This is a genomic window from Amycolatopsis sp. TRM77291, assembly GCF_054166285.1.
The window spans coordinates 2,698,656-2,712,780 of the sequence record NZ_JBSZHF010000001.1 but is presented as its reverse complement, the minus strand read 5'-3'; the positions used below and the strand labels follow the sequence as shown (position 1 = coordinate 2,712,780).

At 69.0% G+C, this 14,125-nt stretch carries 14 protein-coding genes and 1 pseudogene; 7 read left to right on the top strand and 8 right to left on the bottom strand.

All coding sequences use genetic code 11. The features are described 5' to 3' along the window. Positions 1-77 precede the first annotated feature (77 nt). From ACXIZN_RS12800 to ACXIZN_RS12785, 4 genes are all read left to right on the top strand, one after another. Entirely contained in the window at positions 78-1,550 is a 1,473-nt protein-coding gene (locus ACXIZN_RS12800; RefSeq protein ID WP_457954557.1) for an FAD-dependent oxidoreductase, read from the top strand. Continuing rightward, positions 1,547-2,590, top strand: a complete 1,044-nt coding sequence (locus tag ACXIZN_RS12795) for a hypothetical protein (RefSeq protein ID WP_457954556.1) — start codon at positions 1,547-1,549, stop codon at positions 2,588-2,590. Before ACXIZN_RS12800 ends, ACXIZN_RS12795 begins: the two co-directional genes overlap by 4 nt. A 27-nt stretch (positions 2,591-2,617) precedes the next feature. Next, positions 2,618-3,223, top strand: coding sequence for a TetR/AcrR family transcriptional regulator (locus tag ACXIZN_RS12790; RefSeq protein ID WP_457954555.1), 606 nt, complete (start codon positions 2,618-2,620; stop codon positions 3,221-3,223). Positions 3,224-3,347: 124 nt separating this feature from the next. Continuing rightward, positions 3,348-4,070, top strand: a complete 723-nt coding sequence (locus ACXIZN_RS12785) for a VanZ family protein (RefSeq protein WP_457954553.1) — start codon at positions 3,348-3,350, stop codon at positions 4,068-4,070. Between the two features lie 10 nt (positions 4,071-4,080). Here the strand turns inward: ACXIZN_RS12785 and ACXIZN_RS12780 are convergent, their stop codons facing one another. Continuing rightward, the gene (locus ACXIZN_RS12780) at positions 4,081-4,536 is read right to left on the bottom strand and encodes a glycogen operon protein GlgX (protein ID WP_126732943.1); all 456 of its coding nucleotides are present in this window, start codon (positions 4,534-4,536) and stop codon (positions 4,081-4,083) included. Between the two features lie 102 nt (positions 4,537-4,638). Between ACXIZN_RS12780 and ACXIZN_RS12775 the strand changes: the two genes are divergently transcribed. Continuing rightward, complete coding sequence (locus ACXIZN_RS12775; protein WP_457954552.1) at positions 4,639-5,364, top strand: TetR family transcriptional regulator; 726 nt, start codon at positions 4,639-4,641, stop codon at positions 5,362-5,364. Positions 5,365-5,554: 190 nt separating this feature from the next. On the opposite strand, the pseudogene ACXIZN_RS12770 reads toward ACXIZN_RS12775, so the two are convergent. Beyond that, positions 5,555-6,659 (bottom strand): annotated as a pseudogene (locus tag ACXIZN_RS12770) (epoxide hydrolase family protein). 92 nt (positions 6,660-6,751) lie between these two features. Between ACXIZN_RS12770 and ACXIZN_RS12765 the strand changes: the two are divergent. Beyond that, complete coding sequence (locus tag ACXIZN_RS12765; RefSeq protein ID WP_457954551.1) at positions 6,752-7,216, top strand: MarR family winged helix-turn-helix transcriptional regulator; 465 nt, start codon at positions 6,752-6,754, stop codon at positions 7,214-7,216. Here the strand turns inward: ACXIZN_RS12765 and ACXIZN_RS12760 are convergent. Together ACXIZN_RS12760 and ACXIZN_RS12755 are read right to left on the bottom strand one after the other, a co-directional pair. After that, positions 7,213-8,088, bottom strand: a complete 876-nt coding sequence (locus ACXIZN_RS12760) for a LysR family transcriptional regulator (protein WP_457954550.1) — start codon at positions 8,086-8,088, stop codon at positions 7,213-7,215. The genes ACXIZN_RS12765 and ACXIZN_RS12760 overlap by 4 nt on opposite strands. Positions 8,089-8,139: 51 nt before the next feature. Next, positions 8,140-8,895, bottom strand: coding sequence for an SDR family oxidoreductase (locus ACXIZN_RS12755; RefSeq protein ID WP_457954549.1), 756 nt, complete (start codon positions 8,893-8,895; stop codon positions 8,140-8,142). A 152-nt stretch (positions 8,896-9,047) separates the two neighbouring features. Between ACXIZN_RS12755 and ACXIZN_RS12750 the strand changes: the two genes are divergently transcribed. Then, positions 9,048-10,268: a hypothetical protein gene (locus tag ACXIZN_RS12750; protein WP_457954548.1), complete on the top strand. Its 1,221-nt coding sequence runs from the start codon at positions 9,048-9,050 to the stop codon at positions 10,266-10,268. Between the two features lie 19 nt (positions 10,269-10,287). On the opposite strand, the gene ACXIZN_RS12745 is transcribed toward ACXIZN_RS12750, so the two are convergent. The 4 genes from ACXIZN_RS12745 to ACXIZN_RS12730 form a co-directional block, all read right to left on the bottom strand. After that, on the bottom strand, positions 10,288-11,154 hold the full coding sequence (locus ACXIZN_RS12745; RefSeq protein WP_457954547.1) for a helix-turn-helix transcriptional regulator: 867 nt from the start codon (positions 11,152-11,154) through the stop codon (positions 10,288-10,290). 21 nt (positions 11,155-11,175) lie between these two features. Then, positions 11,176-11,979: an SDR family oxidoreductase gene (locus tag ACXIZN_RS12740; protein ID WP_457954545.1), complete on the bottom strand. Its 804-nt coding sequence runs from the start codon at positions 11,977-11,979 to the stop codon at positions 11,176-11,178. A 114-nt stretch (positions 11,980-12,093) separates the two neighbouring features. Next, complete coding sequence (locus ACXIZN_RS12735; RefSeq protein WP_457954543.1) at positions 12,094-12,606, bottom strand: CGNR zinc finger domain-containing protein; 513 nt, start codon at positions 12,604-12,606, stop codon at positions 12,094-12,096. 189 nt (positions 12,607-12,795) lie between these two features. Then, a complete protein-coding gene (locus tag ACXIZN_RS12730) occupies positions 12,796-13,920 on the bottom strand; it encodes a tyrosine-type recombinase/integrase (RefSeq protein WP_457954542.1) in 1,125 nt (374 codons plus the stop codon). Positions 13,921-14,125: the final 205 nt, after the last annotated feature.

Here is a 14,125-nt window from a genome sequence, read left to right as displayed (position 1 = left end):
CTTGACAGCGCTCGGCGTCGTTCATACATTCATACAGGTGTTGTCAAAGTGTATGAATGACGCTGGGAGTTGGTCGTATGCGACTCGGCAAGACCGCCGTCGTCCTCGGTGGCAGCGCCGCCGGACTCTGCACCGCGGGCGCGCTCGCGCCGTACTTCGACCGCGTGCTGGTGCTCGAACGCGACGAGCTTCCGGCCGAGGCCGAACACCGGCGCGGGGTACCGCAGAGCAAACACCCCCATTTCCTCCTGAACTCGGGCCGCCGCGCGATCGGGGCGCTGTTCCCGGGATTCGAGGACGACCTCATCGCCGCAGGCGGACTGCATCTCATGCCGTCCATGGACGCCGCCTACCTCGACGGGAAGGGCTGGTCGGCGCGGAAACGCAGCGCGATGACGATGATCTACAGCTCGCGGATCCTCATCGAGCGCGTGCTCCGGGACAAGGTCCGCGGCCTGCCCAACGTCGTCATCCGCGAGGGTGTCGCGGTCAGTGGGCTGACGACCCGGGACGGGGTCGTCACTGGCGTCGGCTTCTCCACGTCTGAGGGCGAGGAGCACCTCGACGCCGACTTCGTGGTGGACGCGATGGGCCGCGGTTCCTCGGTCGGCGCCTGGCTGGTGGCGGCGGGCTGGCCGGAACCCGAAGTGCGGACCCTCGACGCCAAGGTCACCTACACCTCACGCTGGTACGACCTGCCGTCACCCGAGGAGCGGCCGCCGTCCTGGTGGTGGCGGCATCTGGTGATCATGCCGACCCCCGACAAGGGCCCGCATCCGGACGAGCACGAGTTCCTGGTCAACTTCTTCCCGATCGAGGGCAACCGCGTCATCGCGTGCATGGGTTCGTGGGGCATCGAAATGCCGCGCACCACCGAGGCGTTCGTCGAGTCGGCCCGCCGGGTGCGGGCGCCACTGTTCGCGGCCGCGATGGACCGGTCCACCCCGACCTCCGAGGTCCACCTCACCCGGTCGACCGGCAACAAATGGCGCCGCTACGACCGGCTCCGCACCCCGCCGGAACGGCTGGCGTTCGTCGGCGACTCGATCTGCGCGTTCAACCCGTTCTACGCGCAGGGCATCAGTTCCGCCGCCGGTTCGGCGCTGCTGCTGCGCGAGCACCTCGCCCGTGCCGAACGTCTCGACACCGGATTCTCCGCACGATTCCTCGCGGCCCAGCGCAAGCTGCTCAACGTGCCGTGGAGCCTGGCGAGGGACCAGGGGTACGCCTGCGCGGTGGGCACCGAAAAGGCGGGGGAGTGGAAGCGACGCCTGCTCTCGGCGGTGTCCGGCCCGGCGTTCCGGCTCATCGTCGGCGCCGCCCGCGAAGACGACGTGGTCGACGAGCATTTCGCGAAGGTGTTCAACCTCGACGAGTCGCTGCGCGACATGATGACGAACCCGCGGGTGATCGCGGGCCTCGTGCGCTACCGGATCCGGGCGGCGCTGGGGCGCCACCGGATTCCGTTCGACTTCGACGCCCGCGCCGAGCCGCCGGTCACGGACTATTCACCGGAAGGTGGCGCCGCCGAACCGGCGGTCGCCCGATGAGCGCCGTATGCGGGGCGGACGCGGAAGGGGTCACCCGCGCCCTCGGCTTCGACTGCCACGACGTGTCCGCCTGGCTCTCGATCCGTCCACCGTGGACGGCGGGCCACTGGACGATGCCGCTGCTGGAACTGCTCGTCCTCGGCGGAGCCGTGTTCGCGCTGGTGCACGCTGTCCGCCGTCACCGCCAGGGCGACTCGGCCAACCTGGCGCTGTGGTGCGCTTCGCTGGTCTACCTCTTCGTCATCGAACCGCCCCTGTACTTCCCGGAATGGTTCGGCCTCGAGCGGCAGTACGGGTTCATCTTCGCCCACAACCGGTTCACCGTGCAGTTCATGTGGGACCGGCTGCCGCTCTACATCGTGGCGTTCTACCCGATGATCAGCCAGCTCGCCTACGAACTCGTCCGGTCTCTCGGGATCTTCCGTGCGCGCGGCGCGCTGGCCGGGTCGGTGGCGGTCGCCTTCGCCTGCCAGGTCTTCTATGAGGCCTTCGACCACCTCGGTCCGCAGCTGAAGTGGTGGGCCTGGAACGGGAACAACCGGATCGTCAACCATCCGGCGCTGGATTCCGTGCCCATGACCAGCATGCTGCTCTTCGCCTCGGTGTCGATGGGTGCCATGACCTATCTGGTGGTGCGGCTCGCCAGTGGGCCGAGGCGCGGGTGGTCGCTCGTGGCGCGCATCGTGGTGGCCGGTGTCCTCACCCCGTTGAGCATGGTGATCGCCGGGCTCCCGTCGAGCCTCTTCGTCGGCAACGTCACCGTGCAAGCGTGGATCCTCGCCGCCGAGCTGGCGCTGTTGTGGGTGGCGGGAATCTGGCTCTTCGTCAGGCATCGAGGCACCGAAGAGCCGCTGACGCCTTTCGCCCGGTTCTATCCCGCCGTCTACCTGGGTGCGATGGCCGTGTTCTGGCTGGGTGCCGTCATCGAAAACGGCATCACGCCGGGGAGCGGTCTCTACGTACTGGCCTGTTTCGTGGCCGCGGGCCTGATGCTCGCCGCGCTGTACCGCGTGCGCCGCGCGGCACCTGCCACCGTCTGAGATTCCCCGTCGGGGAAGATGAGGCGTATGGGGCACCACGGATGGCGGGGCAATCCGCCCGGGACCGAGCGCGAGGCACGCCGCAGGATCGTCGAGGCGGCGACCGCCTGCATCGACCGGGTCGGCCTCGCCAAGACCAGCCTCTCCGACGTCGCCGCGGAAGCGGGCGTCACCCGGCAGACCGTCTACCGCTACTTCCCGAGCCTCGCCGACATCCTCGGCGCGGTCGCGCTGGACCGGGTCGAGGAGTTCGCCGGGCGGATGGAGCGGCATCTGGCCACGTTCGCCGACCCCGCCGAGGTCGCGGTGGAGTCCGTGGTGTTCGGCGTCCGAGCGGTCCCCGACGAGCCGTACCTGGGGCTGCTCCTGAAAGCGGGCGAGGCGGACGTCTTCACCGTGGCGGTCACTTCGTCGCAGTCGTTCGCGCTCGGCGCGCGGATCCTCCGGAACGTGCCGGTCGACTGGACCGCGGTGAGTGTGACGACCGACGAGGACTTCGAGGGACTCGCCGAAATGCTGATGCGGCTGTTCCTGTCGTTCCTGCAGTACCCCTCGACGCCGCCGCACACCGACGAGCAGTTGCGGGCCCGCGTCCGCCGCTGGATCGGCCCGGCGCTGACCGCACGGCCGTGACAATCGAACTCCGTGAAGTATCAACGCGGATGGTAGTTATTCACCGACAATAGCCAGGGTTCTTGTCTGGTCTTCACGATGCTGCCACCCTCGCCGAAGACGATCATCGGCGAAAGGGGAGTGCATGGACTGGTGGTGGCAGGCATTCTTCGACGCCGCACCGTGGTCGCTGCTCGCCGCCGCGGCCGGTGCGGTCGTCGCCGAATTCGTCGCGCGCCGTCGGGGAAACCGGCGTCGCCGGTACCTGATCGCACTCGATTTCGCTTTGCTGGCATCGCTTTTCGCGGTGATCCCGGTCGTCTTCGTACCGGCGCCGATGGCGGGCCACGGTTCGCCGGTGAGTCTCCATCTGCTTGGGGACGTCCTGCCCGTGTTCGACGACCGCCCGGACGTCGCCCTGTTCCAGCTGACGGGCAATGTCCTGCTGCTGGCGCCGCTCGCGGTACTGGCGCCAGTGCGCTTCGACTGGGCGAAGCCGGTGCCGAGGATCGTCCTGGCGGCGTTCGCCATGTCCGTGTCGATCGAGTGCCTTCAGGTCTGGCAGGGCGCCGGGCGGGTGGGTTCGCTGGACGACGTGCTGTGCAACACGGCGGGGGCCGCCCTCGCGGCCTGGTGCGGAAGCCAGTGGCGTAGCCGGGCGACAGGTGGCGTTCGGGTGTGGCGCCGTTCGGGAATCGAAGTCCGGCGTTCCGGGGCGGTGAACGCGCGCCGTGGACAACGGCTGATCGGCCGCGTGACCCTGAGCGATCTGCCGCCGCTGGCGGAAGGGGCGACCCTCGAGATCACACTGTCCGAATCGGACGGTGGAGCCCTGTTCGTCTCCGCTCAGGCGGAGGTGGCGGCATGAACCACGTGCGCTACCTCGGCCGCACGCCCGCGAGGACCGCGTCCAGGCTGGGAAGCCACCGCTGCCGGGGATCCGGTGCCGAGAGCCATTCCGCGTGGGCCTCGGCTCGCCCGGAGTCGGCGGGAAGCGGGAGCAGCGTGCCCCAAGCGAGTACTTCGACGTGCTGCGGCAGGGACTCGCGAGAGGGAATCAACCCGTCGGTCTCCGCGAGAATGGCCACCCGCGGGCCCTGCTGCGTCAACACCGCCATGGCGGGGCCGTCGCATCCGGTCTCGGCGAGCCTGCCGAGGACCTGGGCGCCGTTGATCTTGGGCAGCGTCACCGCGCAGATCCCGCCTTCGAGCACCAGGAACGGCTGCGGCCCGCGCCATTTGAGCGACCAGCCGAAGAGCCGGCCGTAGAAGGCGTCGCCCCGAGGGCGGATCGAACGTGACTCGACCGGGAGTACTTGGTGGTCCAGCGACATCGTCGGCGCCTTCCGGACGGGGGATGGGGACACGTGCCCCGGGGACTCCGCACAGCGTAACGGCACTCAGTGCCACTAGCAAGGGGCTGCTACCGTCCCGCTATGACCGATTCGCCGCGCCGAGCGCCGGTGACCAGAGCAGGCTCGACCCCCGACGGGAGGCGCCGTCTGCGCCGTGCGCTCGCCGCGGCGGCGGTGGACCTGTTCGTGGCCAAGGGCTATGAGGCCACCACGGTGGACGAGATCGCGGCCGCGGCGGGAGTGGGCAGGCGGACCTTCTTCCGGTACTTCGACGCCAAGGACGACGTGCTCTTCGCCAACCACGACGAGATCGTGGCGGAGATGGAGGAGACGTTCGCCGCCGCGGATCCGGATCGTGATCCCGTCGAGGTGGCCTGTGCCGCCGTCGGCCTGGTCCTCGATTCCTACGCCGCGGAGCTCGACGTGTCGCTCAAGCGGTTCACGCTGACGCGGACGGTGCCCTCGTTGCGAGACAAGGAAGTCGCGACCGTCGACCGCTACCAGCGCGTACTCGCCCGCTACCTGCGGGCGCGTTTCATCGAACAGGGTGACGAGGCGGCGAGCCTGCGGGCGGCCGTGGCCGCCGCGGCGATCGCGGCCGCCAACAACCACGTGCTCCGGCGCTGGCTGCGCAGCGGCGGGCAGGACGACATCGCCGCCAGTGCGGCCGAGGCCTTCGCGCTGGTGATCGACGCGTTCAAGGTCCAGGACGCCGCGCCCGAGACGACCATGGTCGCGGTGATGACCACGGCGACCCCTCTGCACGACGTGATCGCCAAGGTCAACGCCGTCTTGAACGAGCGGTAGGGGAGACCGGCTGGCACTCAGTGCCACGACGATCGTCTTGGGGGAGGGGAGTGCCGCGGTCCCCGGACCCTTGGGTGGCGGGGGAGCGTGCCACCAGGAAGGCGGTCGAGACCAGGCCTTCCTGGTGGCATTGTGAATCCAGCAAAATGTATAACGACCTATACTGCTTGGCAATTAGTAAAAAATCCGGCTATTCAATTGAAAAACCGGCCTCGATGAGGCCGAGGAAGAACTCGCGGATGTCCGCGGCGAGCAGGTCCGGGACCTCCATCGCGGCGAAGTGGCCGCCACGTTCGAACTCCGACCAGTGCCTGACGTCGTACAGCCGCTCGGCCAGTGGCCGCACCGACTGTGTGATGTCCTGCGGGAGCACCGCGACGCCGAGCGGTACCCGGCAAGGAGTGTTCCCCCTGCCGGCGTCGTGGTGGAGTCGCGCGGAGGAAGCCGCGGTCGCGGTCAGCCAGTACAGCGAGATGTCGGTGAGCATCCGGTCGTCGCTGACCGGCGTACGCGGGTCCGTCCACTGTGCGAAGCGCTCGGCGATCCAGGCGAGCTGGCCAACGGGAGAATCGGTCAACGCGTAGCCGATGGTCTGCGGGGTCGCCGCCTGCAGCGCCTGATACGGCGGGCGATTCGCCATGAGCCGCTTCACTTTCTCCAGGCGGGCTTCGTCCTGTTCGGACAGTTCGATCCCCGCGTCCGGATCCGGCCGGGTCGGCAGGTAGTTCACGTGCACCCCGACGACGTGCTCCGGGGCCACCGCGCCGAGTGCCGTCGAAATCCCGGAGCCGAAGTCGCCGCCTTGGGCGCCGTAGCGTTCGTACCCGAGGCGGCGCATCAGTTCCGCCCATGCACGGGCGATCCGGTCGGCGCTCCAGCCGCGGTCGTGGGTCGGGCCGGAGAAGCCGTAGCCCGGGATCGAGGGGATCACCAGGTGGAAGTCGCGCGAGAGCGGCTCGATCATGTCGAGGAACTCCAGGAACGAACCGGGCCAGCCGTGGGTGAGGACCAGTGCGAGCGCGTCCGGGTTCTCCGACCGGACGTGGACGAAGTGGATGTTCTGGCCGTCGATCTCGGTGGTGAAGTGCGGAAGCTCGTTGAGTTCGGGCCTCGTGGGAGCGCCAGTCGTACCCGGTTCGCCAGTATTCGGCGAGTTCCTGGAGGCGGGCGAGCGGGAATCCGTAGTCGAGGCCCGCGTCGGCGACCTCGTTGGGCCAGCGGGTGCGGGCCAGCCGGTCGGCGAGGTCGTCGAGGTCGGCCTGGGGGATGTCGATGTGGAAGGGCTGGATCGTCACGACGGCTCCTCAATTAGTTGGGTCGCTAAACGTTTGGTGGCCCAACGATAGCGCAATCGTTCGGGTACCCAACGATTCGTTAGACTCGTCACATGGAGAACCCCTCGGAGCAGCCGCGCGGCGGCTGGCGGAAGCTGCCCAGCTGGTTGCTCACGCAGACCGCGAACCACGCGCATCGCCTGGTGACCGACGGGTTCTCCGCCGTCGACGCCCGCGGCTACCACTACCGCGTGCTGGCGACGCTGGACGAGTTCGGGCCGGCCAGCCAGGCGATGCTGGGCCGTCGGAGCGGTATCCACGTGAGCGAGATGGTCGCGACGATCAACGAGCTCGCCGAGCGTGAGCTGGTCGAGCGTGCCCCGGATCCGGCCGATCGGCGACGTAACGTCATCTCGCTGACCACCGCGGGAAGGCGACAGCTGCGGCGGCTGGAGAAACAGCTGGCCGAACGGCAGGACGAGCTGCTGGCTCCGCTATCGGCCGACGAGCGGAAGCGGTTCACCGAGCTGCTGTCGAAGCTGCTGGAGCATCACGACCGGCGAAGTGGCGAAGCCTAGAACCCCTGGGCGGAAGCCAGAAACGCTTGGCGTGCGTCGGAAGTGCTGTGCTGCGGCCAGAGTGCTTGCAGGGGGACGTGCACGGGGGGCCGGAGTTCCCGGACGTGGACGGCGCCGCCCGCCGCCGGTCCTGGTGGCGCGGTCACGAACGCGACGCCTTCGGTGTCGAGGACGGCGGTGACCGGTGGCGTCCCCTGGATCGGGTTGCGGCGGACGCCGGGTTCGAATCCCGCGTCGCGGCAGAGGTTGATGAGCAGATCGGTGTATCCGGAGCGGCCGGGGTGTCCCCAGACGGTGATCTCCTCGCCGTCGAGGTCGGTCAACGCGAGGTACTCGCGCTCGGCGAGCCGGTGCCCGGTGGCGACCGCGACGTTGAGCCGCTGCCGGATCAGGGTGGTCCCGACCAGGCCGTGCGCGAGGGTCAGCGCGCGGCCGAGGCCGAGGTCCAGTTGTCCGCCGAGCAACTGCGCGACGAGTTCGTCGGGGTAGCGCTGGTTGACGTCGATGATCAGGTCGGGGTCGGTCTGGTGTTTGCGGAGCAGGGCGGTGACCTCGTCGCCGGTGACGGCGGGGGTGTGGCCGACGCGGAGTCGTTCCGGTTCGCTGCGGCCGATGCGCCTGGCGCGCCGGACGGCGGAGTCGGCGATGCCGTGAAGGAGGTGGGCGTCGGCGATCAGTGCCTGTCCGGCGGGGAGCACGGTGACGCCGGTGGCGCTCCGCTCGAGCAGGGGGACGCCGACTTCCCGCTCGAGCGTGCGCACCGAGGTCGACAGGGCCTGCTGGCTCAGGTGCAGCCGGGTCGCCGCGCGGGTGAAGCTGCCTTCTTCGGCGACGGCGATGAGGTGGTTCAGCTTGTACAGGTCCAGGCCCACCCAGGGGTTCCCCTTCGTGTCCGGTCTACGGCGTCGTGGCCAGCGTAAGGGTCAGCGGGTGGTGTAGCCGCCGTTGGGGAACATCGTCTGGCCGGTGAACCAGGCGCCGTCGGTGGCCAGGAACCGGATGATCGGCACGATGTCCTCGATTTTCGTGAGCCGTCCGCCCATGGCCTGGGATTTGTGGAATTCCACCCGCTCGGGGGTTTCCTGCGGGTAGAAGAACGGGGTGTCCATGGGGCCGGGCGCGACGACGTTGACCGAGATGCCGCGGTCGGCGAACTCCTTGGCGGCGGCCCTGGTGAAGTGTTCCAGCGGGGCTTTGCCGCCGGCGTAGGTGGAGTAGCCGTCGGTGAAGGCGGCCAGCAGGGACGTGCCGAGGCTGATGATCTTGCCGTTGTCGGAGAGGCGTCGTCCGGCTTCCTGGATGAAGAAGTAGGCGGCTTTGGCGTTGACCGCGAACATGCGGTCGTAGTCCGCTTCGGTGGTTTCGAGGATCGGTTTGCGCAGGACCATGCCGGTGGTGTTGATCGCGATGTCGGCGCGGCCGAACGTGTCGACGGCGGTGTCGAAGAGGCGGCGGACGTCCGCGACCTCGGTGAGGTCGCCTTGGACGGCGGTGGCTTCGGATCCGGCGCCGCGGATGGCTTCGACGGTCTTGTCGGCGTCGGCCGCGGAGGCGTCGCCGTGGTAGTGGACGACGATTTTGGCGCCGGCTTCGCCGAGAGTGGTGGAGAGGAGTCCGCCGAGGTTCTTCGCTCCGCCGGCGATGATCGCGACGGTGTCCTTGAGGTTGTGTTCGCTCATGCCTTCGAACGTAGGAGCCGGGGGCGGTGGCTGGGAAACACAAGATCGAGGTGGGGTCACAAGCCTGGTTTGTGGGCTTCCCCACCTGCGCGGGGCCGGGGAATCTCCGGGACCGAACGGCGAGCTGACCCGGCATTGTGGACACTCTGAGCGTGCTCCGAGAAGTCGATGACCTTGATCAGCCCGCCGCTCCCGGGAAGGGACCCCGGCAGGGGCGTCCGGCGCGTGTGTTCGAGGGGCTCCTCGACAGACTCGCCACGTCGCCTTATCCGCGGGCGATCCTGCTGTATCTGGTGATCCGGACGGCGAGTGTCCAGCTGCTCGATCTGCTGGCCGCCCGGCGTGGTGCCACGCTGACCGATCGGCTGACGGCCTGGGACGGCCAGTGGTATCTGCGGCTGGCGGTGCACGGGTACGCGGATCTGCCGGGGACGCTGGACGCGGCGCGGCAGCCGTATTCGGACGCGCCGATGGCGTTCTTCCCGCTGTATCCGAAACTCGTCGGTGCGGTGATGTGGCTCGGGCCGGATGTGGTGACGGCGGCGTTGACGGTGTCGGTGCTGGGCGGTCTGGTGCTGGCGTGCGGGTTGATCCGGATCGGGCGGGCGGTTTCGCCGGAGCGGGGTGACCGGATCGGGTTGCTGCTGGTCGCGTTGTGGGCCGGGGCGCCGATGGCGATCGTGTTCTCGATGGCCTACACGGAAGCGGTGTTCTGTGCGTTCGCGGTGTGGTCGCTGGTGGGTGTGCTGGAGCGGCGCTGGATGCTGGCGGGTCTGTGCGCTTTCGCGGCGGGGCTGTCGAGGTCGACGGCGGTGGTGCTGGTCGCGGTGGTCGTGGTGGCGGCGTTGATCGCGGTCTTCCGGCGTACCGAGGAGCGCTGGTGGGCGCTGGCGGGTGCGGTGGTGGCTCCGCTGGGGGTCGCCGGGTATCTGGGGTTCGTCGCGTATCGGACGGGCAGCTGGACCGGCTGGCAGGACATCGAGTTGCGGGGCTGGAACACCGAGTTCGACTTCGGTGCGGAGACCGTGGATTCGGTGGTGGCGCGGTTGACCGGGGACGAGTCGGTGTTCAGCACGCTGACGGTGTTGTTGCTGCTGGGTGCGGTGGCGTTGGCGGTGGTGGCGGCGTTGATCCGGGTGCCGTGGCCGTTGACGCTGTACGGGGCCGGGGTGTTGTTGCTGGCGATCGGCACGCGGGGGCTGCCGGACGCGAAGATCCGGTTCATCCTGCCCGCTTTCCCGGTGCTGGTGCCGATCGCGATCGGGTTGTCGAAGCGGCGGACGGTGACGGCGGTGGCGGCCGCGGTGGCGTGGGTGGTGCTGGGCGCGTGGTTCTCGGCGCACGCGTTGACGGCGTGGCGGTACGCGATCTAGGGGCACGACGCGGGGTGGGCTATCCGGTTGCCGGTGTCTGCCGGGTGGCCGCCCACGATGCCAGGAGCGCCAGGTTGTCGGCGGTCGGCGTGCCCGCGGGTGCGGTGTAGACGTTCAGGTGCAGGCTGGGTTCGGCGGCCAGTTCCAAGGGCTCGACGTCCAAGTCGAGCCTGCCCACGATCGGGTGGTTCACGCGCTTGCGGCCGGACCGGTGCAGCCGCACGTCCTGAGATGCCCATCGCCGGCGGAACGGCTCGCTGCATGTGGACAGTTCGCCGACCAGGGCGATCAGTTCCTCGTCGTGGGGGTTGCGGCCGGCTTCCATGCGTAGCTTGGTGGCGACAGCGTCGGCGACGTGGTCGTAGTCGACGAAGAATTCTCGGGCCGCTTCGGGGTCGAGGTAGACGAACCGCGCTGTGTTCGCGGGCTGTCGCGGGTCGTCCAGCACCGGTGAATACAGCGCGCGAGCGAGTTGATTCGTGGCGAGCACGTCATACCGGCCGTTTCCGATCCAGGCAGGCGCGTCGGAGATGGCGTCGAGCACCTGCTGCAGCGTGGAGCGCACCGTCGCGGTGGTCCTACGCCGGCGTGGGGTGCCGGATCGGCGCGCGAGGTGGAACAGATGCTGGCGTTCCGCCTCGTCGAGTTGCAAGGCGGTGGCCAGCGCCTCGAGCACGCCGTCGGAAGCGCCGGCGAGTCCGCCGCGCTCCATGCGCACGTAGTAGTCGACCGAGACCCCGGCCAGTAGCGCTACTTCTTCGCGGCGAAGGCCTTTGACCCGCCGGTTGCCGCCATACGCGGTCAGGCCTGCCTGCGCGGGTGTGATGCGGGCGCGCCGGGAGCTGAGGAACTCCCGGATGTCGGCGCGTTGATCCATCGTGGCCATCCCCTCACCGTAGGCCGACGCTCAGGTCCCCGATGCGGTCGTCGCGATGCTGCCGTCCACCGGGATGACGGTGCCCGTGAGGTAGGACCCCGCTCGGCTGGCGAGGAACACGGCGACACCGGCCATGTCGTCGTCGCGGCCGAGCCGGCGTAGAGGGGCCTTCGCCGCGATCGTGTCGCCGAGGGTATCGAGCGTGGCCGCCATCATCTGTGAGGGGAACGGTCCTGGGGCCACCGCGTTCACCGTGACGTGGTGTGGGCCCAGTTCTCGGGCGAGCACCCTGGTGAGTTGATGGAGTGCGGCCTTGCTGCCGGCGTACGAGTAGTTGGGCGATTCGGCGACGTGGATGGCGGCGATACTGCCGATGTTGATGACCCGGGCGGGATCGTCGGCGGTGCCCGCCGCGCGCAGTGCCGGGAGCAGCGCCTGCACCAGCCAGAACGGCGCTTTGAGGTTGAGGTCGAGCACCGAGTCCCAGGCCTCGTCCGGGAACGTCTCCAGCGGCTCTCGCCACATCGCTCCCGCGTTGTTGACCAGGATGTCCAGGTGATCCGAGTCGGCACTGACCAGATCAGCGAGACGCCGGCATTCGTCGTGCCTGGACAGGTCGGCGGGGATCGCTCGGACGTCGCCGAATTCGGACAGCAGACGCTGCGCCTCCGCGCACGTGTCGGCGTTGCGTGAGCTGATGACGACGCGGGCACCCGCCTGGAGGAGGCCGCGCGCGATCATCGCCCCGATGCCCTTGGTGCCGCCGGTGACAAGGGCGAGCTTTCCGCTCAGATCGAACAGTTCCGGGTGAGGGGTGAATCGGTTGTCCGCCATGCGTCTCCTGTCGTCGGCAAGGGTGATTCGACGAGGTTGACAGGCGTTTCGGGCGGCTGGGAGACCGTGGTGATCCAGGTACTGCGAGGGCTCCTTTTGTCTGGTGCGCCGGACCTAGCTCGCTTGCCGGTTCCGGTGGTCGGCGACGTGGACCCGGGTGGCGCAGCGGGTGGAGCAGAAACGGCGGCGGCCGTTGCGGGAGACGTCGACGTAGACCGTTTCGCAGCCTTCGCGTGAGCAGACGCCGAAGCGGTCCGGGGCGTCGCAGACGAGGTGTGCGAGCCCGCCCGCGGTGTAGGCCTGGACGCGGGATGCGGTGCCGGCGTGTGCGTCGACGTAGTGCAGGTGGGGTGCCTTGCCGTCGTGGGTGGAGATGTAGGGCTTCGACGCGGAATCGCGGAGCAGCGCGTTGACCAGGTCGACGCGGGTGGCCGGGCCGGCTTCGAAGACGTCGCGGAGTCGCTTGGTCCAGGCGATGATCTCGGCCGCTTCGTGGTCCTTCACGGCGGCGACGGTCATGCGGTCGCGGAAGATCGCGGTCAGCGTGGCCGGGTCTGCGGCGTCGCCGAGGTTGACCAGGTCGGCGGCGATCTGCGCCGCCGCTCCGCCGTAAGGGTTGAAGTGCATTGACTCATTACAGCACGATCGGGGTATGGAAGCGAACAAGTGCCCGCGGTGTGGGTGGCCGCTGGCCGAACTGCCTGGAAGCGCGACGATGTCCCAGCGGGTCTCCCAGGGGAGGCTGGAGTACGTCCGGTGTCTGTGCGGGAGCTGGCTCGCGCGCGTCGACGGTGTGGTGATCGGGGCGACGAAGTCTCAGCTTTGACGGTGGCGCGCGTCGGCGAGCAGTTGCGCGAGCGCGTGCACGGGAGAGGTCTCCAGCTTGTGGCGATGCGCGTCGTAGCGGTCGCGGGTGGTGCGGATGTCGGCGTGTCCCAGCAGGTCCTGGACCTTCTGCACCGGAACGTCGTTGGCCAGCAGCAGGGTTCCGGTGGTGCGCCTCGCGGTGTGCGGGGAGATGGTGTTCGCTTCGGCGAGTCCGGCGGCGCGGGCCTGTGCCCGCAGGAGGAACCAGACATCCCGTTGTGCTAGGGGTTTTCCGCCGGATTTGGTGCTGTCGTAGCGGTGGGGCATGGTCGCGAGCAGCGGGCCGGTCAGCTCGTCGGGGCGGACGCCGGTGCGTGCGGCGCGCAGTTCGAGGTAGCGGCGCAGCGGGTGCTGGGCGGCGGGGACGAGCGGGACGAAGTCGCGGTGGCCGCCTTTGGCGGTGTAGCGCAGGATCGTGTGCCCGGAGTCGGTGTCGAGGTCCTGCACGGTGGCGGTGGTGAGGCCGGAGACGCGCAGGCCGGTGTAGAACAGGATCGCGACGACGGCGGCGTCGCGCCAGGACGGTTCGGTGTCGTTCGCGCGGGCCCGCTTCTCCATGTGGTTCAACAGTTTCGCCGTCGACTCGCCGCCGAGCGCGGGCAGCGGCGGGGTCTTCCCGGTCTTGGGCCGGTTGACCGCGGACACCGGGTTGCGGTCGGCGATGTCGTTGGACTGCAGGTACCGGTACCAGCTGGAGATGCCGGCGAGGGTGCGCGCGACGGTCGAGTCGGCGGCGGGCCGGGGCAAGCCGTCCTTCCCGGTGACGGTCAGGGTGTTCTTCCAGGCGTCGACGTCGGCGCGGCGCGCCATGAGCGGGTCGAGCCCGGTGCGGGCACACCAGCCGAGCCAGGCCGACAGGTCGGCGTAGTAGGCGCGGCGGGTGTGGTCGGTCTTGTCGGTCTCGAGCCAGAGCGTGGTGATGTGCCGGATCGCGTACCGGTCGAGCGGGTCGGCCGGGGGAAGCGCGGGCAGCAGCGCGACGGCTTCGGCGAGGATCCGCCGCCGGTTCTCGGGCCTGGTCTCCGGAAGCCGGGACGGTGGTTCCGGCGTGGTGGGCACGAGTTCGGCGGACATCGTGATCATCCTAGAGGCCTTCACGGACTGGGAACGCAGGTGCACGGCGTGTGTAAAGGCGTAACTCGCGTGATCAGGCACGTAACTCACGTGTCTGGAAGCGACACTCGCGAGTTACGCCGCTGATCACGCGAGTTACGCCTTCGAGCACGCGAGTGCGGTGCCACCACGAGTCTCGTGAGTGGCGATTCGGGCTAGAACCCGA